We start from the raw sequence: 22,124 nt of genomic DNA, 5'->3' as shown, positions 1-22,124 counted from the left end.
CCTTAGCTTTATTTCTCAACCCTGTTATCAACAGTCTCATTAACAGTATTAGTTCTGTGTTCAGTTTTGCACATAGGACATACTCCTGAGACCTGCTGTCCATCACAACAGGGCTTTACATCCTTAATCCCAAGAGATAGAAGCAAAGCCCCAATCTCCTCGTTTTTAATGCTATAGATGATGTTTCTTCCCTGTTTTTCGTACTTCAAAATACCAGCCTCAACAAGAACCTTAAGGTGTTTTGAGACCGTAGTTTGATCCTTTCTTGTAAGAGAAGAGAAATCACAGGCACAGTAACTGTGCTCCAGCAAGTAAGACAGGATAGTAAGCCTTGTCTCATCTCCGAGAGCTTTAAAGAACTTCACTTTACTATCAAGCATGGTTATATGAGTATATGGGCATATATCCATATATATTTATGGTTATTAGTTCTAAATCCTTTAGTTCTTGAACTCATTTTTAAAAGTAATGTCTAATCAAAAAGGATTGAAGATTCTAGAGTTACTTATTGTTAGACAAAAAACAACTTCAAACTGCTGTAGAATATCAGTATACTGGGTGCTCTATTTTCAATATCTTCCAGGATCTGAAAAATAAGTTTCTGGAAGTACCTAAAAGCTCAGAAACTACTAAAATGGTTCTGGTAAACCATATAAAAGCCGACACCCAAAACAATAAGGCCTGCAATCTTTTTTAAAGGAAACCCATATTTTGAAACTTTCTGAAGTCTCGCGGAGGAAAAGTTCGCAGAATAAGCAACGAGAAGCATGGGAATGGAAAAGCCTATGGAATATATGAAAAGCATTAGAGCTCCATACGCAACTTTACCTGAAACTGCAACCATTGTAAGGATGGTACCAAGTACTGAGCCAACACAAGGAAGCCAGACAATCCCAAGGGAGAGACCAAGTAAAAGGCCTCCAAAAAGACCTTCCTTTCTGGAATTTGCAAGTGAAGAAAAATTTCCAAAAAAATTGAAGATATTGAGGTCAAAGAGTAGTGAAACACCCATCGTGATAAGAAGAGCCTCGGCAAAGACATAAAGTAGATCTAAATAGGCTGTAAGTGTTGCTCCAAAAAGGGAAGTGACAATCCCCATGCTGGTAAAGGAAATGGACAGCCCCAGTACGATTGCAAGGGGCCTGAACTTTCCTTTTTCAGTTGAATAAGCAAAGACTGCCGGAATTACAGGAAGGATGCAGGGGGAGAGTACACTCACTACTCCTGCAAAAAAAGCAGCAACCGGAAGAAAGTCGGAAAACATAGATTTACTCCTTTGTGTTTCTGGAGTCAATAGCTTTCTCAAGTGTCATTGAAAGAGTTTCTTTATCAACAACACCCAGGAACCTTGCACTTGATCTTTCTGAACTTTTGCTTCCGTCCTGTCGTATATACATATATTTGCCGTCCTCGATGCCTGTAATTATACAGGTATCTGGAATTACTCTTACTCCAAATGTTGTCGCAAATTCTGGATACTCTTTGATATCAATAAGCATGATTGAAGCAGAGCCCTGATACATTGGAAGAATCTCTGAAAGTATATCTTCTTGCTCCTTACAGGGGATACAGCCCTTAGATCCAAGCTTCAGCACAACGGGACCTTTTATTAGAGCCTCGTCAATCTGACTAAGGTTCGTGACTTCAATCAATTCTGCTTTACTAGCAGAATTATTAACATCAGCTGTAGTTTCAACAGTCCCTGTTTTATCACCAGAATCATTAATATCAGTGCAGCCCAAGCTGAAGAAAACTAAGCAAAAAATAGCTAAAACATAGAGCGGCTTTTTTAAAAAGAAAGGAAATGAATAAATTCGCTCTTTATCCTGTATTTTATTTAGTCGTTTCATTATAATTCTCCCAAATCAGCAGTTACGTTTTTGCTACAAACGATTCTAAGAATCAAAATATGTTGATATATTCAAGTATAATGAATGATATAAATATTTTACCCAGATTACAAAAGAGCAAAAAGATTTTAAGAATCTAATTGATGCCAAATAGGCGACATGACCAAAAAATTATATTACAGTTATAAATATTAAGTAAATTGCATTCAATAAACACGCATCAGTTCCTTCAATTAAATTCGGGATTCCAGTTGATAAAAAATGAACATTTCCATATCAACATACATTGACATGCAATCTCAGAGTATGAGAATGGGGAAAAAACTGCCAAGTATAAAAAGTAATAAGTTTAATATCAAACGAAATTGATATGAAAACTCTTATTTAGAACAGTTAACTTCTTTTGTTCATGAGTTACTGCTGTCCTGCGGACCCTGAGAAAAAAAAGGAATGGGAAGAAAAAATGATCCAGGAAATAGATTTTCTGGACAATGAGATTAAAAAAGCGAGTGAAATATTCAGTGCTCTCGGGCATCCTATAAGATTAAAAATTGCATACTTTCTCTCTCAGAGAGACCATTGTGTATGCGAACTTATATTCAAGTTAAATGAGAGGCAGAACCTAGTTTCTCACCATCTGACTATTATGAGAAAATGTGGAATTATCGAAGCTTACAACGTCTCTAAATGGAAGTTTTACAGGCTGAACCCAGAATTCAGAGATATTCTAAACGTTATCTCAAAGATAAAGCCCCTCCAAACTAAGTAAACATGAGAACTCATCTCTTACATAATATCAAAGGCTGTATAAACAGCTACCATAATTTCATTTACTTGTATTTCAAATAATATTGTAATAACTTGTTTTTATTTAGTTTTATCAACGCAATTCAATAACTATTGGAACTGGGGGAGATTAGTGACTCTTAACAATACTTACCAGACAATTCTGATTGCAACAGATGGTTCTAAGTTTAGTCAAAATGCCGTGCTTCAAGGAATGGAACTTGCAAAATTAGTGGGCGCAAAGGTCTATGTCCTTTATGTTCTGGACAAAAATGCATATACTCTGCCTACGTTGGAGACACCAATTTATCTAGGCTCTAACTGGGATGTCGTAGAGGAAACTCTGCGTCAAGAAGGAAAGGATGCTATTCAATACGCAAGAGATGTTGCAAGGAATAAGGGAATAGGCTTTGAAAGTGTAGTTATTGAAGGTAACCCCGCCAATGCAATCCTAGAATTTGCTGAGCAGAAAAAAGTAAATCTGATAATAATGGGAACTCTTGGTAAAGGTGGGTTAGAAAGATTTTTGCTTGGAAGTGTAACCAATAAGGTGATAAGGCACTCCAAAAGTTCTGTCCTTGTAGTAAAGGAATAAAATTAGAATAAATCAGGTAAAGTTATGAAAATTTAGATAATAAAATTAGGTATTCAGTCGCCACAGCAACAGTTACAGTCATCTTCTTCTTTAATATCCTTTTCAAAGATTTTATCGTATATGTTTTCTTTATAGATATTAGTCCATCCTATTTGTGGACCCGCAGCAACAAACATTGCGACTGAAATGGCTTCTGCGATCTCCTCCTTTGCTGCTCCTGCAGCAATGGCTCTTTGGGAATGAGTATCAACGCAGAACTGACAGCGCATAAGGACTGAAGAAGCGACAGCAATTAATTCTTTTGTTTTAAGGTCAAGAAAAGCGTCTTTAAAAATGGAATTTCTCATCTGTCCGAAAGCTTCCGCAGTTTCAGGCAATGTTTCGTTAAAAAATGACATGCTAATACCTCCATTTTAAAGAAATATTATTACAGTTAAAATCATTCAGGAGTCACGAAGTTTTAGGCGTTTTATTCGTTTTTAATGGCCTGGTCTTCTGCAGAAGGCAGAGTTCCATTGCATACTACTTCCTCTATCTTCAGACTTATGAGTATACAGTAAATCTTCTTCCTCATCTTTTGAGTCACTTTCAGGATTCTCTTCTTCCAACATTGCATCATTCCCTTTACTCATATTCAATCCCCTTTTACATTGGACATTTAAAGACTATAATTAAAATAGAGATTAAAGTTTTAAAAATCCAGAGGGCGAGTATCAATTATTCTTGATGCATTCTAGATCAGCTTGATGGATTACTAATGAGTCGATAATTCTCAGAGATTATCATATGGGATCAAACATTATATAAAATACACAGAAAGGGTTAAGGAAGAACCAACTCTTTTGAACAGTATACAGAGTTAGTTAAAACATTGACAAAGGGGATACTTGATAACTGTAAAACTCAGTAAATGTCCCATTTACTGTTTTCACTTTCATTTATGTAATGGTAACATCCTTTTTCAGCGATTCCAATCCCACGGAAGATGGAGCACCAATTGAACTTATCTGGAATGAGAAACACCTCATCTTCTGGAGAGATCTCCACAGAAAGCCCATGGTACTCTTCCAGCTTCATGGATAAGCCAGTTCCGAGTATACTTTCTCCATTTCTTATGCTGCTAATTGATAATCCTGCATTTCAATCATAGTTTTAAGCCAGTTGTTCAGAAAATTGTTGAGCTCCTTCTTGAGTTTCGGATAGTATTTTCCAGGCTCTGGATATACTTCTTGATAGATCCCCATGTAATCATTTCTAAATGAAAGAGCTTCAGCCATTTTCAATTCTGGATAAACCCTCACTTCCATATCAGGGTCAGCCATTACATCCCCGTTTTGCTTTCCGTTGTGTGCTAACGCGATTGTATTAGATGTGAGCTTATCCACGTTTAAAGGCATTAAACCGGAGCTTGCAAACTTCATATAGTCAGCTTGCATCTCTCCGTATTCGTCAATAATTCCCATTTGCTGAAGTCTTGCGAAAATCATCTCATAAGTCGTTCTTCTCATTTTCATTCACCTTCTCCCGAGCACAACATGAAAAGAATCAGAAGGCCTGATTAGAAGGGCCTCAGATAATCGATTTCTATAAACTCATCTGCTCCGTCTCCTTCAAAGACTACAACTGCTTCATTGTATGAAGCTCTAATGCCTGTTACTATGCCTTTCCACTTCTGGTTTTCGTATCTGACAGCCATTCCAATTTTAAGGTCTTGAATTCTCATTTGTTGCGCTCCTTGTATGTTACTACAATAAAGTGATTAGGCTTAAAGTATATAAACTTTATTCCTTTTAGTGGAGCATAGGTCAAAACATAAATAGGAGACAAATGGAGCATTAAGAATATGGGGTTATGGTGAATTAAATCAGTTTTTTAGTCATAAACTATATATACTTTAAGCCTAATTTTAGTATTGAATAAGAAAGACCAGATAAGATAAAAGGAGTAGTAGAATGATTCAGAGAAGAGGAAAAGCAACAAAATGGCATAAAATTCAGAAAGCACTCGAAAGAGCAACAACAATATCCGAAGCTTACTTAATTCTTGAGCCTTTCAACCTGACAAATGAGGAAGCCTGCAGAATAGCACAACAATGGCAGATAGGAAGGCAGATTCTTGCGAGACATGGGGTGATCTAAATGATCCCCTTTTTCTGTACATTGGGAAGAGAACGTAACTGCGAAAGAGATAAAAGAAGTTGATTAATCCCTTTTTTGCGTCATAAAGTTTATAAAGTTTAAGTCTACTATATAAAGAATATGACTGGAGAACCTAATAGGCCGTCTAATACTGTACCCATGAAAATAATGTGCAGTATGGTGCTGATCCCGAATAGACATGATGAAGTAGAATATTTCAAAGTGGATTCTAAGGGATACCCTATGCCTAAAAAAACAGCATACGCAAACAAAGAAGTAACTATTATAGTCGGACATAAGGAACGAAATAACCTTATGGTTACGCCTGATGACCGTGTATTTACTGGCGTTTTTGGGAATAATGGACGCCTGTCTTCTGTGGGCAAGGAATTAGAGGGTCAAGAATTAACAGTAATCATCCATATACCAGAAGACAATTAATTTCTTACTATCTCTTTTCTCCTATTTTCTACTTCTGTAGAAAGCTCGACTTAGAAATTCAATGCATACTTCGCGTGTTTGAACCATAGTTAGGAAATAATCCGATAAACAACAAATTTGAGTAGATCTTAGTTTTTCCATAATGAGAAAGAATAATCCAATAGTTAGGAGGAAGGAATTCACCTTTAAAGTTGGAAAAGTTGTGGATAGAATGAAGTTGGGATTAAAGTAACAATTGTGCGGGAACTTTGCTGCATAGTCCCCGACAAAGATATGGTTTCAAAAAAGAAATAAGTTTAAGTTAATTTTCACTGCTTCCTTACAAAAACTTTTACACTTTGTCCAGCATACTTTCTACCAACTGCTACATTTCCTTGACTTGTAACTACTGGGTCCATACCTTTATACTCGCCTCTATCCATTTTTACAGGCTCCCATATACCTAGATCAAGGGAATAATATGTTCCAATTTCTTTTTCTCTTTCAATTTCTTTAATAATCTCCCTTTTTTCTTCAACAGTTCCGTATTTTAGTTTAAATTCATTGAACTTTTCTATTTTAGCATCTGGATCAGCTACATACATTTGTGCAAGTGGATATTTACATTCTTCGGAAAGATCGGATTTGCAGGTGCCAAATTCATGAACACTACCTACAATTTTATCATACTTTTGTGCCTGTTCTTCGAAGGTTTCCTCGGTTTTGACTGGAAATTCACCATCTATGGTTGGGGTAACTAACATCGATATGCCCCCTTCCTCTCCGATATCTGCAAATGCTGCAGTTACAATTTTAATTCTCCTCCAACCATTAGAATCTCCTAGTAATTCATCCCAGCGTTCTTTATATTGAGGGAATAACTCATTCAGTTCTTCCTTAGTAATTTTGCAAGTCTTATCATGATACAAAAAATCATCGTATAGATTTATATATGTCATTAAACATAGTATGCGCTCCATGTATATAAAGAATCGTTCCAAAATTACCAATATAGAGCGCTAATCTAAAAATAATAGCATTCATTCTTTTATGGTGCAGTAAATATCAAAAAAACTTTTACTTCAAGAGTACTTACAGAAACTATTGGAGTATAAGTTGTAGTCGAAGCAATATGAATTGTATCAGTAAAGATTAGGAAAATAAGAAAAATTTTTGCTGAAATAACCGAAGACATACTGAAATAACAGAAGACCTGCTGAAGTGGAAGATATTATTGCTGAAGAAATTATTGCAGGAATTTTATGTAACCTATATTCCATAGAGTACATAGATATAAAGACAATTTATTGATTTGCCCAATATTATTAGTTAAAAGCAGGACGGCTTTTACTTTACGCCCCAATTGAGAAAATAGGTGATTTTTGTATATCTCTGCGGAAAGTAGAGTAGATTATTTTGACAACTCTATGTGTAGGTTTGTATGGTCATCATTTTAACTCATAAGGAATACTAGGGATTGAAAAATAGTATATAATATTAATATGCTAAGTATGGTATCGAGGGATTTTGGAGTTCGAATCCCACACTCCGCATTTGTTTTGAGGTATCAATTTCTCTGCCAACTTTAAGCATCTTATTTCGGTGCTACATCTGATTAGAGCCAGTCTTTATATAAACAACAATTTGGCCTAGTTATGATCCTGCAGTATATGCCTCCTAACTATCTCCTAGAGATTGCTTTCTCCAAATCCCTGTATGTTTCATCATCACTATATCAGGTTCTAGGTTCCTATTTCGAAATAAACAGGTCGTGTTGTTATTCCTTCCCTGATTAGCTTCTTTATACTCGTTCTTCTGAGTCTCGTCTGATTCTGAAAGCGTTGTTATTCTCATCTCCATAACCTATAAAGCGTATAGTCTTAAACACATTATTTGAGAATATATTCACTTTAAGAAGTCAAAGAAAGGATAGACGATAGAAAGAACATCTTTTACGAATAAATTTAAAGCCGGCTTACAAAGCCGAAAAATTGTAAATGTAGTCATTATACTCCTCCCGAGGAAAAGAAGGACTTTGCAATTGCCAATAACAATCGGGATAACAGAAAAACTTTTTAACGAGCCTTGAGCCTTGTAGAACTCCTGGAGTGAATTTACACTATACTGGTATTCTATAGGTATCTCATCTAACCTTGTTTATTCCTTTCCGTCAACTTCTTTGGTTACTTTATATATACCCTTCTGAACTCGGTCACACTTAAAATTGCCGTGGTTATTATGCGGTCCTTTGCTCTCTGTATATGTTAGATAAGCGTCGATCTCATCTCGAATTCTCCGCAGATCTTCTTCGTTCATCATTTTTATTACATAGCCATGCTCTTGAAGCGGGTTGTCTCTGGGCATTTTTTCTCCGTACCTATGAAAGCCATCAAACCTGCAATGGGCTACCCTATGCCCTTCTCCTATTCCATGTAAATGCCAGTCTTCACAAATTGGACAATAGAACTGCATCCCAAACTCACCGCTTCCGAGGTCCCTAGGGAAACACTCAATATGGATTCTATGCTTATCAAACAGTAAATCAAAAATATCAGTCTCTTCGCCGTTATGAATATTTTTTAGCATTACTTCAAAAGCTTTCCTGTCAAGCTCAAGAACCCAGCTTTCAGGGTTTCTCTCTTGCAGGCATTCGGTATTGATATCCCACCATTCAATAACCTTGTCTTCTAACGTCTGTTTCCATTCGAGATATTCTGCTTTATCACGTTTAGTTATATAAGGATCATTCAATAACCTGTTACACTGAATTATTTCCTCGTTTAAGTCGTACGTTTTACGGCTGGAAGACGATAACCGAGAAAGTTTATTTGCTTTTATTGACTCGTTTTCGTTATTCATGTCTTTCATTCCTCTTCACACTGATCTTACTTACTATTTTTTTCATTTCTTCTTGCCAGTTTGGATGCTCAACACCTTTGATTTCTAAACCAAGGAACAAGTCTTCTAATATCCAGTTATCCTGTTTGTATTCTTCAAGTGTTATTCATGAGATTAATACTAAGCACTCTACATATAACGTTACTTTAGCTATTGGAGCCAGTTCACATGGAATGTCTATTACAGTTTTATCTCCTATAGAGAATCGAATTAAGATCAAAACCCAATCTGGTGTTTGAAAAAATACGGGTATCCCTTCAATCTCATTGTATTTTTCGAAAAAATTACATAGCAACATATTTAATATATTTGCATATTAATATAATTAGTACAAGACAATTCGTATCAAAAAGGGTTTTTAGGATATAATTGCACATATACACTGAACACCATAACTTCACAATTGTGAAGTAATTAGGTTATTTTAAAATCATCCTTTATATGATGAGTAAGAAAAGTTACTTCCGTGCAGGGGCAACCTGCACAGTTTACAAATTCACCTCCCTTCACTCGTAAAGTCTCACATTTTACATTAGGTAATAGTTTTTCAAGTACCTTATGAATGTAGTATTTCGTTTTTCTATAAGAGAAGTCAGATTGAGTCCTAAAAAGATTAGTTAATTCTTCAGGATTGTGTACTCCAGCGTTGTAATGTTCCCTGCAAATAGCTACACGCATGAAGTTGCCAGAATCACCTGTTAACTGCATTTTTAGAGCATTCCTGATACAAGGTCTTATTTTAGTCTTAATCTGACCATTTACTCGAACTAAGTGTTTTTCAGGCCTTATTTTCTTCTCAACTGTTTTTTCTTCTGGAGCTTCAAAACCACTAATATCTAAAACTTCGACTTCCAAATCAGTAAATTCTCTTACAAATTTACCATTAACCATTATGTGAGACTGAGTTTTATGCTTTTGATGAGTTGCCAAAGGAACCTTAACAAGATTACCATAGCTGTTTTTCCCTATTCCTTCCTGCTTTGGAAATACTTCACAATTAATTCCGCTTTCTTTTTTTATTATCGTTGCAAATTGTTTTGCCTTCTTTCCATCTACAGGGCGAAGAAACACCCATATATGATAAGAGTGAGGCGAACCTGATTTTTCCAGAAGAAAAGGTATATTGGCGTTTTTCAGGAAATTACACATTCTCTCTCGGTTGTACTCTGCTTTTTCATCTCTTTTTCTAATATCTTCTTCGCTTTCAATTCTATTTTTAGGTGGATGAGAATCTATGTCGAAACAGATCCATTTAACTTTATTCTCCTGATTGAATTGATAAGCACCAATTGTAATGATCCCTTTCAAATGCTTTCTAATAGTTTCGTCCGTAACTTGAGTAGAAAACTTTATGTATGACCCGTCAGATTTCTGCATGGCATAAGCATCGTTACGATTGATAATGAGTTTTACAATCTCTTCGCTACTGTGTAAAATTTTAGGGTATTTATAGCAAAATCTCCTTATATTATTATAAATAAGGAGATTTTCAGTATTTTTCAGTGTTTTTTTAGACCGTTTATGTAAACTAGCCTCCTTCATCATCTCATCAAAATTCTTACATTTTTTTATTTGTGGCTTCGAAATTAATCCTTTGTCACACGAAACTGTAATCCGTTTTTTCTGCCTTTCAATATAAGGAGCAATCTCTATACTTCGATCAAATCCCCATGTTGTTAAACCCTCACATTCCTCTACAGTACATCCTAAAGCGAACACAATACTTGGAACTTCACTATTAGGATCTTTTACTCTACTCCAGGCCTGCCATGTATCACAATGGATAGACTCATATAACATTCTCTTAGAGGATTCAGTGTCTGTTGTAACCACGTCAAAAGCATTTGAAGGCTTGTTTGCAACCCCTACAGCAATCATAATCCTCTGACTTGCAGATATCCCCATCATTTTAGGATCTTTGTAATAAGTTACTTCATACGGGTGTCCTGCAGCCTTCAATGCAGCCTCTAAACTTGAAGCTTCTCTCTCGCTGATAGTTACAATTATGCAGTCCTCATCTCCATATATTTCTAAAATGCTTATTATCTTAGATACGATCTCGTCTCTCTTATTTGATCGTGAGTTTCTACCGAAGGCGTCATACTTTTTGGAATCGGACAGAATAAGCATTTTAGAGTTATTGTTCACTGGATCCCCATTGATCCCAAATGTTATTTTTTTAAGTTTGACTCCACCTGAAAACAGTTGCCCATAATCATAACTGCAAATTGTTGCAGAGGTCAATAAGATACGCCTATTCCTGCTTTGCATTCTCTTCGTATAAGACTGAATCATTTTGGTGGTTAACTGATCAACTGCAGATAGATTTATTTTTATAGTTCCTTTATCTCGTATACCATTGATAGAGATGACTTTACTCGTAACAATTGATATCATTTTGTAGAGATCTAGAATATTACCCATTTCAAGGTCATAATTTCTCCTTTTCTTTGTTAGTTCTATAATTTCTTTATATGCACCTAATGTGACTTTAGTCTCGTTTTCTCCGTCATCGGCTACTCCAGTGCTCGGGTTCGGAATTGATTTGGTAAGATGATGCTTCCAGTAGTCCTCCTCCTGAGCACCACCTAAAACTTCATGAACAGAAGTCTTTATGGTATTATCGGCTCTGTAGAAATCCTCTAAATTCTGTTTTTACCCAAAAATTATAAAAATAAAATTGTAAAAATGCTCCTTAATTTTTTTGTCCACACAAAAAACAAAGGAGCAATTGCTATTGTCATCAAATAAGTATATTAAATTTATTGATCTCAGTCTTAAAACGGTTCAGTCTTCCAGACTGAACCTTTACTCCTGCAAATATTCCAAACGTGTTTATACTCAACATCAGCTTCTTGTTCTTGTTTTATTGAAGGAGTATATAAGTACAGACTACCGTGACTTTGTAGAACTTGTTGACCTCATGAACAGTATAAAGGAAAAACTTGACCTTGATAAGGTTCCTCATTACACTACTCTTCAAAAGTTTGTGTCCAGAATTCCCTCTTCATTGTTTAACCTAATTTTGTCAAAAACTCTAAAACTATTTTACTCACATGGAGAAAAAGTTCTCATTACGGCAATTGATGCAACAGGATTTACGAGTTCTTATGCAAGTCATTATTATTCTAAGAGAACAGGGAAGCTCCGAAGGAGCTTCCTTAAAACTTCAATATCAGTAGACACTATTAAAAAAGTAATATTAGGATGGAAAATTAGCCAAAAAACAGATCATGATGTCAAGCATGCAAAGACTCTGATAAGACAATCAAACAAGTCAAGAAAGTCTCAATGTTATGTGATGGATAAAGGATATGATTCCGAAGAAATTCATACTCTAATAAGAGAAGAGATAAAAGCAGATTCAATAGTACCTTTGAGAGAAAGAAAAAGAAAGAGAATAAACGGAAAATATAGAAAACAATTAAACAAAGACTTTGATAAGATCAAATACAATAGAAGGAATATAGTAGAGACAATAATATCTGTTGTAAAAAGAAAATTTGGAGAAACATTAAGAGCAAGAAAGGTTAGAAATCAAGTAAAAGAAGTAAAAGTTAAACTAATAGTCTATAATATAAACAAAAAAGTAATACAATTATTATGGATTAAATTAAGGATTTCTACAGAGCCGTATTATCTTTCATTATTAAGGAAAACTGAGTAATTACTCGGCGTAGATAATCAAAATCAGTCATTATGGAGATATATTTCTCCAGATTTACAATATCGAAAGATGTGTCATTGTACACTGTAACTGAAGTTATATCTCCGAACTGTATTTCGTGGATTTCATCTAGTATCAGATTTTTTGACTTCTCAAGTACCTTTAAAACCTCTTCTGCATATGTATTAGGTCTTAAATGAGAAGCAAGCTGGAGAGCTGCTATTTTTTTGTAAGTCAATACAATACCATTTGCATCAGGTTTTCTTACAACTGCTGTAATCAAGCATTTATCAAACTCATCGCATTCAAAACATGAATCTGCAATAGGTAGTACAGGAAGTTGCCTTAGATCTGGGTATTTTTCACAGAGAAGCTCATTTTTTAGGCATTCTTTGTTCGCAGGAACACGAATAACTACAGCATTATCCAAATCTGAGTACTTTTTAGAGTCTTTTATTACTGTGTTAGTTGCAATCCTATTAGTAGGGACTAAACAAACAAACTTTTCGTTTCTATTCATGGATTCTGCTAGTAGTGAAATCGTAGCTCCAGCCCTAGTAGTTTTGTAAATAATACAGGGCCCAGATACGAACTGGTCATAGATTTGATTGGCAATTCCTATCCGCTTATCCTGGCTCATTCGAGGATTTTGTGTAAGGGTAAGTTGAACCATTTAAACACCCTGTATGCTTACAAGTCCGGTTCTAATCTTCCCGTAAAGCGCTCCTTTTCTAAAAAACCTGTCAATTTGCCTTTTATTTTGAGTATGGAAGGCAATAATAAAGCATAGTGCGTAATCTGCCTTGGACTAAGAGGGATATTTAAAGGCTCTCCAATCACCTTTATCATATAACTTAACGAATTTGTCTAAGTTCGCAGCCTTCCTGCAATGATCCAAAATTCCCTCATTAAGGGTTTTTTTAGAAATGACAGGAAGGGACATTAATAAGTCCTCCCGCTCTGCTCCTCTTCGTGCAATTTTTCAGGCTTATTATCCTGCAAGCGTTTAGTATCTAGCCACTGATGCTTAGAAAAGTTTCTTAGACGATTGAAAGAGTAATCTATTCTCTTAGAGGGTGGCATATAGTCCAAAGTTTGGCCTGAAACATATTGCAGATGTTGTGAACCATCTGTACATCTGTTTTTATACTGCACTTTTCTCGCCTCCGGCTGTAAGGATCACGAGTGCTACAGCTTTTTCAAAGGTGGTTCCGAATTTTTGCATATGCTCGATGGTATCTCTTCGATCTGCACAAATTTTTTTCAAAGTCTCAACTGTGTAGGGTTGCAACTGTTCGATATTCAGCATTTAAGCTCCTAGAGCCGAAAAACTGCAAAAGGCAATCAAAAACAGAAGTCCGTATTTGTAAAAGTATATATACATCCTTTTACACAATACTACGCTGTGTAGTACAAATGCAATCTTATTGTAATACACAATCTCGCTATATTCGATAAGTCGTTGACTGCCTAATTTCTCTGTGTGGACCAGACGCAGAGAAGGCAGATTTAACGGACTCCCGTTTTTAATGCCTTTTCAAGTACTCTGTTTAAGAATGAATTTCTAGACTCTTTACCACGCTTTGCTTCGATTTTTGCAAAGACATCTTTCTCAACATACATTACGACAGGTACTTTGCCTCCGTATAGTTGTGGATATTCCATTTTATTCTCCATTTTAAGTGAACTATGTTGTTGAATTTATACTGTAATAGTAAAATAACCTCTAGTGCCGTTAAATCTTAATTTAACGTTTTTTTGTATGTTTTATATCAGTCTGTTATTAATCTCCACCAATTTTTTTACTTTACTGTAAAGTATTGTACAGTTCTCTTATATAAAAAGATAATGGTCAAACTATGAGCCTGCTACCGATAAACGGTTAATAATTATTAACCGTTCATAATTGTGAACGGTTAATCTCTTTATATATCTGTCTATATTAGTTGCTACTAAACAATAAAAAAACATTAGTATAATAACATCCTATCACAATTGGGGTAGCAAATGTCCTTCAATATTTTAAGTGCTGGATCTTTTCATAAAAATAATTAAAATTTTATATAAGGAAACTAGAAAATTAATTTTTCATAGCTTTAAGAGCCTCCATAACAGCATTTAAGAACTCAGGATCTTTTTTCTGCAGTTCTAGTGTAATCTCGGTAATTTCTTGGGATTCCTTTATCCTTTCTATCTCTGCCTTTAGTTCTTGCAGCTCTGATCTTTCCACAACATGTCGGGCTGTCTCAGCTTGCAAGATCTGATTCTCCTGTTTGATCCGCAGGTATTCAGGACTTTCTGAAATATCTGCCTCTTTTTGAATTGTGAGATAAGGCACATATTTTCCATATATCTTTGCTAAAGAGGTTGGATCAGATCGAAAATAAGCGGCTTTAGTTCTATCAATTTTATGTCCCATTGTAAACTCAACAAAGAAAGAGTCGCAACCAGCATTTAACAAAGCAGAGTCATAGTATTTTCTCAGGTTGTGACTTCGGATGATATTCCATGTCCCTTTAGGAGTTGACTTACGGGCTTTTTCATTCAGCATCCGGTATATCTTGAGGAAGGAATTTCTTTCAAGCTTCCTGAGTCGCTCATCTCTTTTCTCAAGCCATTCATTCGGTATTGTCCTACCAATAAAAAGATAATCGTTATCAGAATAAACATGCTGCTTCTGTAATTGTCTTTGTTTCCTAATATCGGTTGAATCAGATTTTCTATCTCTGAACTCTAGGTAATCATTAACTGCCTGACTAGCTTCAGGAGTGAGAAATGTGATAAAATCGGTCTTAGTTTTGCCTCTACGTATTTTTAAGGTCGTTATTCCTGTTGTAGAATCATATCCATCCTTAAAAGTACCAACTTTTAGATTAATAATCTCATTAGAGCTTAATCCACCTGAAGCACCAACAAGAACAATTGCCTTCTCCAAAGGATCACATACTTTTAATATTTTTTGAACGTCATTTTTTGAAGGTATTTCAACGTTACTTTCTAATACTATAGATTCAAGGTTTCTCTGTTTAGGAAATTGAATATCATAGTAATTGTAAAACGACTGAATAGCCATTATATATCCGCGAATGGTATTAGGAGCAAGGTTCTTGCTTTCCAAATGCTCTATGAAGTCTGGTACATAATCAGAAACAGATCTTTCACGCGTTAGCAAACCTTCTTTGATTTCTTTTTCAGCTTCAATAATGAGTTGATCAGGAGCTTTATCTACAAATTCACAAAATGCTTTAATAGCATGCGAGTAATTTCTTTTTGTGTTATCTGACTTTGCAACTGCTCCAAGCCATTTATCAAACAAGCTTTTCAAAATAATACCTCTGTTTTACCATAGATCCTACCTCATTAATAGCATAATAAATTTTAAGGTTGTGATGCCATTTTCGGTATATCAATGATAAACGTGCTGCCAGGTTATGAAAAGGCGGCATACAGGGAACTCAAGAACATTGAAGGGATTAAGGACGTTTATCATGTCTTTGGGGAATTTGATTTTGTAGTAATTATAGATGTTGAAGATCTGTACACTCTTAACGATGTGGTAGATATAATCAGACAACAGGAAACCGTAAAAACGACCAAGACAATTATCGGGGCAGAACTTTAAACTGCCAGAGTCGAAATCAACAGGATTCTATCACGAGACAAAATGAATAATTTATATTTTCTAGCAGGTGCGGACTACCCTGACTTTTTATGAAAAATGGAAATCGTCAGAATCAGCTGCTTAAAGGTTTTAATTAAACCTGCTTAAAATAAAAACGTAAATGAAAATTTTCTGATTTTATGCTCTTTTGCTGTATATAAAGATATTTTTTTATATTGTGAGACTATTTTTCTTATTGTAAAAATGTTTTTCAGGCTGCGAACTATTTCTCATGTGTTGAAGGATGTTCTAAGAAAATATAAGACTAAAAATTGCTGCTGAAAGAAGCATAAATTCTTACTTTAATTCTTAGTTTAGTCATTTGTAAAATAATATAAAGTTACATTACATTCTCACCAGAGGTAAAATTTCATGGAATTCACCGTTGCAGAAGAACTTGCAAAGCATCAAAAATCAATAAGTGTCGCAGAGTTTTTCGAGAAGAACAGGCAGATCCTGGGTTTTGACTCGGCGCCTCGAAGCCTTATAACAACCGTAAAAGAAGCTGTTGATAATGCCCTTGATGCCTGCGAAGAAGCAGGTATTTTGCCTGACATCCTTGTCCAGATCGAAAGAACCGGACAGGACTACGTAACTGTCATTGTAGAAGACAACGGGCCTGGAATTGTAAAAGAACAAATTCCAAAGGTTTTTGCAAAGCTTCTCTACGGTTCAAGGTTCCATGCCCTCAAGCAGAGCCGGGGACAGCAGGGAATAGGGATTTCTGCAGCCGTACTCTATGCCCAGATGACTGCGGGCAGGCATACGAAAATTCTGTCCAAAACCGGTCCCAATTCCCCTGCCCACTATTACGAGCTTATGATCAATACCAGCACGAATGAGCCTGACATTCTGAAAGATGAAATCAGAGACTGGTTCCGCCCGCACGGGACTCAGATCGAGCTGGAGATGAAGGCTGCCTATGTAAAAGGAAGAAGGCAGTCAGTTTACGAGTACCTCAAAGCTACTGCAATTGTGAATCCACATGCAAGAATTACCCTTATAGAGCCTGACGGTAACGAGGTGGTCTTTGAAAGAGCCACGGATAAGATGCCTGAGCCAGCCCAGGAAATCCTGCCCCATCCTGAAGGTATAGAGCTTGGCACTCTTATGAAAATGCTCCATTACACCGAGCGCCAGAAACTCGCCCCATTCCTCCGATACTCATTCTGTAAAATAGGTTTGCTGACTGCCGAAGAGATTTGCAAAGCTGCGGGGCTTGATCCCGAAGTCGACCCAAAAACCCTGGGACGCCATGAAGCAAGAAAGTTAATCGAAGCTTTTGAAAAGGTAAAGATCATGGCTCCTCCGACAGACTGTCTTTCCCCGATCGGGGAAGAGCTGATCTACAGAGGGCTTGAAAAAGAAACAAACGTGGATTTCATTGCCACAAGCACGCGAAAACCTGCAGTATATTCCGGAAACCCTTTTGTAGTTGAAGTCGGGCTCGCCTATGGGGGGGACCTTCCGAAAGAAGACAAGATCAGCATAATGCGTTTTGCTAATCGGGTGCCTCTGCTTTACCAGCAGGGAGGCTGCGTGATCACACATGCAGTAGAAGACATCAAATGGAAGCAGTACGGCTTAAACCAGCCTGGAGGGGGACTTCCTGTAGGCCCGGCTATCCTGCTTGTTCATGTGGCATCTATTAACGTACCTTTTACCTCAGAATCAAAGGATGCAATTGCCGATATTCCCGTAATCAAAGATGAGATTGATCTTGCAATCAAGGAGGTTGCACGAAAACTCAAGCACTATCTTAGTAAACAGAGCAACCTTAAGAAGCGCCGGGAGAAAGAGATTATAATTACAAAGGTACTCCCGCAGATGGCTTCAAAGGTAGCAAATATCCTGGAAAAGGATGTCCCTGACATTAACCCTGTTGTTGCAAAGATTATGGGGAATCTGCTCGTACACAGAAAAGTTAAAAAGAATGAGGATGGGTCCGCAGATATTGTAATTAAGGTTAAGAATTTCGGAACTTCTTCATACGCGTTCAGAGTTCATGAGATGCTGCCATGGACAATAAGCAGGGCAAAGCCAGAACCAAAGGTTGTGACCCTGGGCAACGACTATGATTACGTATGGGATATCTCGGCAGCAGTTGGATCTTCAAAGGTACTCAGCTACAGGATAGAAAGTGTGACTGATAAAGAACTCGAAAAACTTCCCGACCTTATTGTGGAAGGGCTCGAAGAAGAGCTTGTAACCGGGGCAAAAGCCTTCAAGGGGGCATAAAAATGGCTAGAGAAACAAATAACAAAATGTCTAAGGGAGATGCCCTGGCAAGGGAAAAGCTGCTTGAACTTGTAGAAAGGATCTATAACCAGTTTGAGAATGAGGTTATCCCAAGCGTCAGCCTTCCAAGCCGGACAAAAGCGAATATAGAATATTCCGATGAGAGTGATGTCTGGGTCTACGGAGACAGAGAAAGCGAAAGGAGCGCAAAAACCGTAAAAGGGGCATTCCAGCTCCTGAAAACCGTTTACGCGACAGACTTCCTTATAAACGAACATCTCGCCCATAATCGCGGATCAACGCTTCGAGAACTCTACTATATTTCAGAGGGCTGGGTTGCTGCGAAGTTCAAAGAACAGGCTGAGAGCGACCGCCTGATCGAAGATCTTGAGCTCCTTACCAATCTCCAGAGGGAATTTTTCCATATGCGCCCTGAGGAGGACGGGGCTACAATGTTTGGACCCATTGAGATTACCGAGCAGACAAAAAGAGGAGAACGGATTATTCACTGCCAGAAGGACGTGGGTGAAGGCGGATACCAGATTCCTTTCAATGTGGAAAATATTGAATTCAAAGACCACGATGCAAGCATGATAATTGCCATAGAAACTGGTGGTATGTACGCGCGTCTTATGGAAAATGGCTTTGACGAAGCTTACAATGCGATCCTTGTCCATTTAAAAGGACAGCCTGCAAGGTCAACCCGCAGGATTATCAAACGTATGAACGAGGAGCTAGACCTCCCTGTAGCCGTTTTTACGGACGGCGACCCCTGGTCCTACAGGATCTATGCCTCGGTTGCCTACGGAGCCATAAAAAGTGCCCATCTCTCTGAATTTATGGCAACTCCATCAGCTAAGTTCCTCGGTCTACAGCCTTCAGATATAGTCGAATATGAACTCTCAACCGACAAGCTTACAGAACAGGACATAAGCGCACTGCGGAGTGAGCTATCCGATCCCCGTTTCGAATCCGATTACTGGCAAGAACAGATTCAGCTTCAGCTCGATATAGGTAAAAAAGCTGAACAGCAGGCTTTCGCAGGCAAAGGTCTCGATTTCGTAACCGAGGTTTATCTTCCGAACCGGTTAAAAGAACTGGGTATGCTTTAAAGCTTGCATCCTGCAAGCCTTTTCACAAAATCTTTTGAAAAAAGATTTTGGAGCGCAAGCCTTTTGAAAAAAGAGCTTGAGCGCAAACTTTTTAGAAAAAAGTTTGATCACAAGCCTTTTCAAAAAAGGCTTGAGCGAAAACCCCAAGCAACGGCGTGGTTAAGCGGCGCAACGCTTGGTGATAAACCGGCGCAACGGTTTCAGCTCAACGGTCTAGAGTCAACGGCATGGTTAAATTTATATAGTTACATTCAAATTTATTGGCTGGAGTTTTGACTTAGTGTAAACTGCGGGCGAATCCTTCTGGCTGACATAGCTAATATTAATATGCATCGTGATGAACAGTATTTACTCCAAGCTGGTTTTTATTCGGGAATTACTTTTTAGACTGTTGGAAAATATAGTGAAATTAAACGTGTAATACTTTACTGAAGGACTGTATAAGTGCCGCGACTCCTGCCATGACTTGCTGTGAGAGAGATTTCTTTGTGAACGAAACAGAAAATATTTATTTAAACTAAAGACGTGCTAAAAAATTAGTATGAAAAGCGCATATTCGGCTGCAAAATTATGCTAAAAATCGCTTGTTTTAAGAGGATTTATGCCAAAAAATCTTGCTGAATTTTCAGGGGATCTAAAGGCTTAAAATGTATGAGCGCATATTGAATTTGGTTCGTGGTAGAAAAGATAAGAATTAAATATAAAAATTGTTCAATAAAAATTGAAGGCTTATAGACTTGACACGATTCCTAAAGTCCTATTTTGATAAAAGTTTTCCCGCGAATTTTTTAAAAAAATTGAAATGATACATAGTTCCTATAACTTATTAGATTTTTATGGAGAATAAACCAAGATGAGTGATAAACAGGTATACGACGCCTCGCGCATCCAGGTGCTGGAAGGCCTGGAAGCTGTCCGGAAACGACCCAGCATGTACATAGGAAGCACGGATAGCCGCGGGCTCCACCACCTAGTCTATGAGGTAGTAGATAACAGTATTGATGAAGCTCTTGCAGGCTTCTGTACCAGGATAGATGTCACAATCAATCAGGACGGAAGTGTGACAGTTCTGGACAATGGGAGAGGAATCCCTATCGATCCCCATCCATTTTACAAGAAATCCGCACTTGAAGTCGTAATGACGATTCTGCATGCAGGAGGGAAATTCGACAAGAGCACCTATAAAGTCTCAGGGGGACTGCATGGAGTAGGGGTTTCTGTTGTAAATGCACTTTCGGAATGGCTTGAAGTAGAGGTATCAAGAGAGGGCAAGAAGTACTTCCAGCGCTATGCCCGTGGAAAACCCGAAACTGGCGTCCAGGAAATCGGGACATCCAAGACTACAGGCACAAAAACCACTTTTAAACCAGATGCAAAAATTTTCGAAACAACGGATTTCAATTACGAGATACTCTCAAACAGATTAAGGGAACTTGCTTTCCTGAATAGGGGCCTTACCATCAGCCTCAAGGATTTAAGAACCCCCGATGGGCAGTCTGATACCTTCAATTATAACGGCGGAATAGTAGAATTCGTTGAGTACCTGAACAGGAAAAAGCAGCCTCTCCATGAAAAACCGATCTATTTCGAACGGAAGAGAGACGACATGGTAGTCGAAATTGCAATGCAGTACACAAATAGCTATACTGAGAATGTGTACTCCTTTGCAAACAACATAAATACTCACGAAGGCGGAACCCACATTATTGGTTTCAAGACCGCTCTAACACGGGTTGCAAACGACTACATCAAAGCCAATAAGCTCTCAAAAGAGGATGTAAAACTTACAGGCGACGATGTGAGGGAAGGACTGACTGCAATCATCAGTGTCAAACTCCTGGAACCACAGTTCGAGGGGCAGACCAAGACAAAGCTAGGAAATAGCGATGTCAAAGGCATAGTAGACTCCCTTGTAACTGATGGGCTTGCCGAGTACTTTGAGGAGAATCCAAAGGTTGCAAATGTTATCCTTGAAAAAGCACTCCTTGCTCAGAAAGCCAGGGAAGCTGCAAAAAAAGCAAGAGAACTGACCCGAAGAAAGAGTGCTCTTGAGGTCAGTACCCTTCCGGGAAAACTTGCGGACTGTTCGGAAAAAAATCCCGCAGTCTGTGAGATCTATATTGTGGAAGGAGATTCAGCAGGCGGCTCAGCAAAACAGGGCAGAGACAGGAGTTTCCAGGCAATTCTTCCTCTGCGGGGAAAGATCCTGAATGTGGAGAAAGCCAGGCTTGCAAAGATCCTGAAAAACAGCGAGGTTGTTTCCCTGATTACAGCCATAGGCACAGGCGTCAGTGAGGACTTTGATCTTGATAGTGCACGTTACCACAAAATAATCATCATGACTGATGCCGATGTTGACGGAGCGCATATAAGAACTCTTCTCTTGACACTGTTCTTCCGGTACATGCGGCCTTTAATCGATGCCGGGTACGTGTACATAGCCCAGCCTCCTCTTTACCGCATAAAGAAGGGAAAGGCAGAATACTATGTGTACTCAGACCGGGAACTGGATGAAAAGAAGAAAGAACTTGGGGAAAAAGGACTTACCATCCAGCGCTATAAGGGTCTCGGAGAAATGAACCCTGAACAGCTCTGGGAAACCACAATGAATCCTGAAAGCCGAACCCTTTTACAGGTAACCCTGGATGATGCAATCCGGGCTGATGAGATCTTCCGGATCCTTATGGGAGACGAAGTTGAGCCACGTCGGAACTTCATAGAAGCGCATGCAAAAGAAGTTGTGGATCTGGATATCTGAG

25 protein-coding genes and 1 pseudogene are annotated in these 22,124 nt (G+C 37.8%); 10 read left to right on the top strand and 16 right to left on the bottom strand.

Features of this window, described 5'->3' with window-relative positions:
- Positions 1 to 8: 8 nt before the first annotated feature.
- From MSTHT_RS04805 to MSTHT_RS04795, 3 genes are all read right to left on the bottom strand, one after another.
- A complete protein-coding gene (locus tag MSTHT_RS04805; RefSeq protein WP_048166800.1) occupies positions 9 to 410 on the bottom strand; it encodes an ArsR/SmtB family transcription factor in 402 nt (133 codons plus the stop codon).
- A gap of 209 nt (positions 411 to 619) precedes the next feature.
- On the bottom strand, positions 620 to 1,264 hold the full coding sequence (locus tag MSTHT_RS04800) for a cytochrome c biogenesis CcdA family protein (RefSeq protein ID WP_048166799.1): 645 nt from the start codon (positions 1,262 to 1,264) through the stop codon (positions 620 to 622).
- 4 nt (positions 1,265 to 1,268) lie between these two features.
- Positions 1,269 to 1,850 carry a thioredoxin family protein gene (locus tag MSTHT_RS04795; RefSeq protein WP_048166798.1) on the bottom strand — a complete coding sequence of 194 codons (582 nt, stop codon included), beginning with the start codon at positions 1,848 to 1,850 and terminating at the stop codon, positions 1,269 to 1,271.
- Between the two features lie 409 nt (positions 1,851 to 2,259).
- Here MSTHT_RS04795 and MSTHT_RS04790 point away from each other — a divergent pair, with 409 nt between their 5' ends.
- Both MSTHT_RS04790 and MSTHT_RS04785 read left to right on the top strand, forming a co-directional pair.
- The gene (locus MSTHT_RS04790) at positions 2,260 to 2,619 is read left to right on the top strand and encodes an ArsR/SmtB family transcription factor (RefSeq protein ID WP_048166797.1); all 360 of its coding nucleotides are present in this window, start codon (positions 2,260 to 2,262) and stop codon (positions 2,617 to 2,619) included.
- A 150-nt stretch (positions 2,620 to 2,769) separates the two neighbouring features.
- Positions 2,770 to 3,231 carry a universal stress protein gene (locus MSTHT_RS04785; protein WP_048166796.1) on the top strand — a complete coding sequence of 154 codons (462 nt, stop codon included), beginning with the start codon at positions 2,770 to 2,772 and terminating at the stop codon, positions 3,229 to 3,231.
- A gap of 53 nt (positions 3,232 to 3,284) precedes the next feature.
- On the opposite strand, the gene MSTHT_RS04780 is transcribed toward MSTHT_RS04785, so the two are convergent.
- The 5 genes from MSTHT_RS04780 to MSTHT_RS14405 form a co-directional block, all read right to left on the bottom strand.
- On the bottom strand, positions 3,285 to 3,629 hold the full coding sequence (locus MSTHT_RS04780; RefSeq protein WP_048166795.1) for a carboxymuconolactone decarboxylase family protein: 345 nt from the start codon (positions 3,627 to 3,629) through the stop codon (positions 3,285 to 3,287).
- An 81-nt stretch (positions 3,630 to 3,710) separates the two neighbouring features.
- Positions 3,711 to 3,863 carry a hypothetical protein gene (locus MSTHT_RS14415; RefSeq protein WP_156149721.1) on the bottom strand — a complete coding sequence of 51 codons (153 nt, stop codon included), beginning with the start codon at positions 3,861 to 3,863 and terminating at the stop codon, positions 3,711 to 3,713.
- Between the two features lie 271 nt (positions 3,864 to 4,134).
- The gene (locus MSTHT_RS14410; protein WP_156149720.1) at positions 4,135 to 4,308 is read right to left on the bottom strand and encodes a hypothetical protein; all 174 of its coding nucleotides are present in this window, start codon (positions 4,306 to 4,308) and stop codon (positions 4,135 to 4,137) included.
- Between the two features lie 35 nt (positions 4,309 to 4,343).
- Positions 4,344 to 4,745 (bottom strand): DUF1249 domain-containing protein, encoded by a 402-nt coding sequence (locus MSTHT_RS04775; protein WP_082086768.1) that lies wholly within the window; start codon positions 4,743 to 4,745, stop codon positions 4,344 to 4,346.
- Between the two features lie 44 nt (positions 4,746 to 4,789).
- Positions 4,790 to 4,954 carry a hypothetical protein gene (locus MSTHT_RS14405; protein WP_156149719.1) on the bottom strand — a complete coding sequence of 55 codons (165 nt, stop codon included), beginning with the start codon at positions 4,952 to 4,954 and terminating at the stop codon, positions 4,790 to 4,792.
- Positions 4,955 to 5,183: 229 nt separating this feature from the next.
- Here MSTHT_RS14405 and MSTHT_RS04770 point away from each other — a divergent pair, with 229 nt between their 5' ends.
- Positions 5,184 to 5,369: a hypothetical protein gene (locus tag MSTHT_RS04770; protein ID WP_048166793.1), complete on the top strand. Its 186-nt coding sequence runs from the start codon at positions 5,184 to 5,186 to the stop codon at positions 5,367 to 5,369.
- A 120-nt stretch (positions 5,370 to 5,489) separates the two neighbouring features.
- Complete coding sequence (locus MSTHT_RS04765) at positions 5,490 to 5,810, top strand: hypothetical protein (RefSeq protein WP_156149718.1); 321 nt, start codon at positions 5,490 to 5,492, stop codon at positions 5,808 to 5,810.
- Positions 5,811 to 6,118: 308 nt separating this feature from the next.
- Here MSTHT_RS04765 and MSTHT_RS04760 read toward each other — a convergent pair whose 3' ends face one another.
- From MSTHT_RS04760 to MSTHT_RS04750, 3 genes are all read right to left on the bottom strand, one after another.
- Positions 6,119 to 6,748: a hypothetical protein gene (locus tag MSTHT_RS04760; protein WP_048166791.1), complete on the bottom strand. Its 630-nt coding sequence runs from the start codon at positions 6,746 to 6,748 to the stop codon at positions 6,119 to 6,121.
- A 1,198-nt stretch (positions 6,749 to 7,946) separates the two neighbouring features.
- On the bottom strand, positions 7,947 to 8,657 hold the full coding sequence (locus tag MSTHT_RS04755; protein WP_156149717.1) for a hypothetical protein: 711 nt from the start codon (positions 8,655 to 8,657) through the stop codon (positions 7,947 to 7,949).
- 444 nt (positions 8,658 to 9,101) lie between these two features.
- Positions 9,102 to 10,931 (bottom strand): TOTE conflict system archaeo-eukaryotic primase domain-containing protein, encoded by a 1,830-nt coding sequence (locus tag MSTHT_RS04750; protein WP_156149716.1) that lies wholly within the window; start codon positions 10,929 to 10,931, stop codon positions 9,102 to 9,104.
- A gap of 493 nt (positions 10,932 to 11,424) precedes the next feature.
- Between MSTHT_RS04750 and MSTHT_RS04745 the strand changes: the two genes are divergently transcribed.
- Positions 11,425 to 12,354: an IS5 family transposase gene (locus MSTHT_RS04745; protein ID WP_048166788.1), complete on the top strand. Its 930-nt coding sequence runs from the start codon at positions 11,425 to 11,427 to the stop codon at positions 12,352 to 12,354.
- On the opposite strand, the gene MSTHT_RS04740 is transcribed toward MSTHT_RS04745, so the two are convergent.
- The 5 genes and pseudogenes from MSTHT_RS04740 to MSTHT_RS04730 all read right to left on the bottom strand — a co-directional run bounded on the left by MSTHT_RS04740 (position 12,311) and on the right by MSTHT_RS04730 (position 15,679).
- Entirely contained in the window at positions 12,311 to 13,027 is a 717-nt protein-coding gene (locus MSTHT_RS04740; protein WP_048166787.1) for a hypothetical protein, read from the bottom strand. The genes MSTHT_RS04745 and MSTHT_RS04740 overlap by 44 nt on opposite strands.
- A pseudogene (locus MSTHT_RS15505) lies at positions 13,028 to 13,150 on the bottom strand (hypothetical protein); the annotation flags it as partial.
- Positions 13,151 to 13,498: 348 nt separating this feature from the next.
- Positions 13,499 to 13,663: a hypothetical protein gene (locus MSTHT_RS14400; RefSeq protein WP_156149715.1), complete on the bottom strand. Its 165-nt coding sequence runs from the start codon at positions 13,661 to 13,663 to the stop codon at positions 13,499 to 13,501.
- A gap of 200 nt (positions 13,664 to 13,863) precedes the next feature.
- Complete coding sequence (locus MSTHT_RS14395; RefSeq protein ID WP_156149714.1) at positions 13,864 to 14,019, bottom strand: hypothetical protein; 156 nt, start codon at positions 14,017 to 14,019, stop codon at positions 13,864 to 13,866.
- Between the two features lie 415 nt (positions 14,020 to 14,434).
- Entirely contained in the window at positions 14,435 to 15,679 is a 1,245-nt protein-coding gene (locus MSTHT_RS04730) for a tyrosine-type recombinase/integrase (RefSeq protein WP_048166785.1), read from the bottom strand.
- 84 nt (positions 15,680 to 15,763) lie between these two features.
- On the opposite strand from MSTHT_RS04730, the gene MSTHT_RS04725 reads away from it, so the two are divergent.
- The 5 genes from MSTHT_RS04725 (at position 15,764) to gyrB (ending at position 22,123) form a co-directional block, all read left to right on the top strand.
- The gene (locus tag MSTHT_RS04725; RefSeq protein ID WP_048166784.1) at positions 15,764 to 15,976 is read left to right on the top strand and encodes an Lrp/AsnC ligand binding domain-containing protein; all 213 of its coding nucleotides are present in this window, start codon (positions 15,764 to 15,766) and stop codon (positions 15,974 to 15,976) included.
- A gap of 411 nt (positions 15,977 to 16,387) precedes the next feature.
- The gene (locus tag MSTHT_RS04720) at positions 16,388 to 18,253 is read left to right on the top strand and encodes a DNA topoisomerase VI subunit B (RefSeq protein ID WP_048166783.1); all 1,866 of its coding nucleotides are present in this window, start codon (positions 16,388 to 16,390) and stop codon (positions 18,251 to 18,253) included.
- A gap of 2 nt (positions 18,254 to 18,255) precedes the next feature.
- Complete coding sequence (locus MSTHT_RS04715; RefSeq protein WP_048166782.1) at positions 18,256 to 19,365, top strand: DNA topoisomerase IV subunit A; 1,110 nt, start codon at positions 18,256 to 18,258, stop codon at positions 19,363 to 19,365.
- A 63-nt stretch (positions 19,366 to 19,428) separates the two neighbouring features.
- A complete protein-coding gene (locus MSTHT_RS04710) occupies positions 19,429 to 19,641 on the top strand; it encodes a hypothetical protein (protein ID WP_156149713.1) in 213 nt (70 codons plus the stop codon).
- Positions 19,642 to 20,218: 577 nt separating this feature from the next.
- Positions 20,219 to 22,123, top strand: a complete 1,905-nt coding sequence (gene gyrB, locus MSTHT_RS04705) for a DNA topoisomerase (ATP-hydrolyzing) subunit B (RefSeq protein WP_048166780.1) — start codon at positions 20,219 to 20,221, stop codon at positions 22,121 to 22,123.
- Position 22,124: the final 1 nt, after the last annotated feature.

The sequence above is a fragment of the Methanosarcina thermophila TM-1 genome (assembly GCF_000969885.1).
GTDB lineage: Archaea > Halobacteriota > Methanosarcinia > Methanosarcinales > Methanosarcinaceae > Methanosarcina > Methanosarcina thermophila.
This window is presented reverse-complemented; position numbering and strand designations above follow the sequence as displayed.

Coding starts and splice junctions, on each gene's coding strand:
- MSTHT_RS04805 (WP_048166800.1), bottom strand. CDS start 410: ATGGATATATGCCCATATACTCATATAACCATGCTTGATAGTAAAGTG.
- MSTHT_RS04800 (WP_048166799.1), bottom strand. CDS start 1,264: ATGTTTTCCGACTTTCTTCCGGTTGCTGCTTTTTTTGCAGGAGTAGTG.
- MSTHT_RS04795 (WP_048166798.1), bottom strand. CDS start 1,850: ATGAAACGACTAAATAAAATACAGGATAAAGAGCGAATTTATTCATTT.
- MSTHT_RS04790 (WP_048166797.1), top strand. CDS start 2,260: ATGAGTTACTGCTGTCCTGCGGACCCTGAGAAAAAAAAGGAATGGGAA.
- MSTHT_RS04780 (WP_048166795.1), bottom strand. CDS start 3,629: ATGTCATTTTTTAACGAAACATTGCCTGAAACTGCGGAAGCTTTCGGA.
- MSTHT_RS14415 (WP_156149721.1), bottom strand. CDS start 3,863: ATGAGTAAAGGGAATGATGCAATGTTGGAAGAAGAGAATCCTGAAAGT.
- MSTHT_RS14410 (WP_156149720.1), bottom strand. CDS start 4,308: ATGAAGCTGGAAGAGTACCATGGGCTTTCTGTGGAGATCTCTCCAGAA.
- MSTHT_RS04775 (WP_082086768.1), bottom strand. CDS start 4,745: ATGAAAATGAGAAGAACGACTTATGAGATGATTTTCGCAAGACTTCAG.
- MSTHT_RS14405 (WP_156149719.1), bottom strand. CDS start 4,954: ATGAGAATTCAAGACCTTAAAATTGGAATGGCTGTCAGATACGAAAAC.
- MSTHT_RS04770 (WP_048166793.1), top strand. CDS start 5,184: ATGATTCAGAGAAGAGGAAAAGCAACAAAATGGCATAAAATTCAGAAA.
- MSTHT_RS04765 (WP_156149718.1), top strand. CDS start 5,490: ATGACTGGAGAACCTAATAGGCCGTCTAATACTGTACCCATGAAAATA.
- MSTHT_RS04760 (WP_048166791.1), bottom strand. CDS start 6,748: ATGACATATATAAATCTATACGATGATTTTTTGTATCATGATAAGACT.
- MSTHT_RS04755 (WP_156149717.1), bottom strand. CDS start 8,657: ATGAAAGACATGAATAACGAAAACGAGTCAATAAAAGCAAATAAACTT.
- MSTHT_RS04740 (WP_048166787.1), bottom strand. CDS start 13,027: ATGGTTCAACTTACCCTTACACAAAATCCTCGAATGAGCCAGGATAAG.
- MSTHT_RS14400 (WP_156149715.1), bottom strand. CDS start 13,663: ATGCTGAATATCGAACAGTTGCAACCCTACACAGTTGAGACTTTGAAA.
- MSTHT_RS14395 (WP_156149714.1), bottom strand. CDS start 14,019: ATGGAATATCCACAACTATACGGAGGCAAAGTACCTGTCGTAATGTAT.
- MSTHT_RS04725 (WP_048166784.1), top strand. CDS start 15,764: ATGATAAACGTGCTGCCAGGTTATGAAAAGGCGGCATACAGGGAACTC.
- MSTHT_RS04720 (WP_048166783.1), top strand. CDS start 16,388: ATGGAATTCACCGTTGCAGAAGAACTTGCAAAGCATCAAAAATCAATA.
- MSTHT_RS04715 (WP_048166782.1), top strand. CDS start 18,256: ATGGCTAGAGAAACAAATAACAAAATGTCTAAGGGAGATGCCCTGGCA.
- gyrB (WP_048166780.1), top strand. CDS start 20,219: ATGAGTGATAAACAGGTATACGACGCCTCGCGCATCCAGGTGCTGGAA.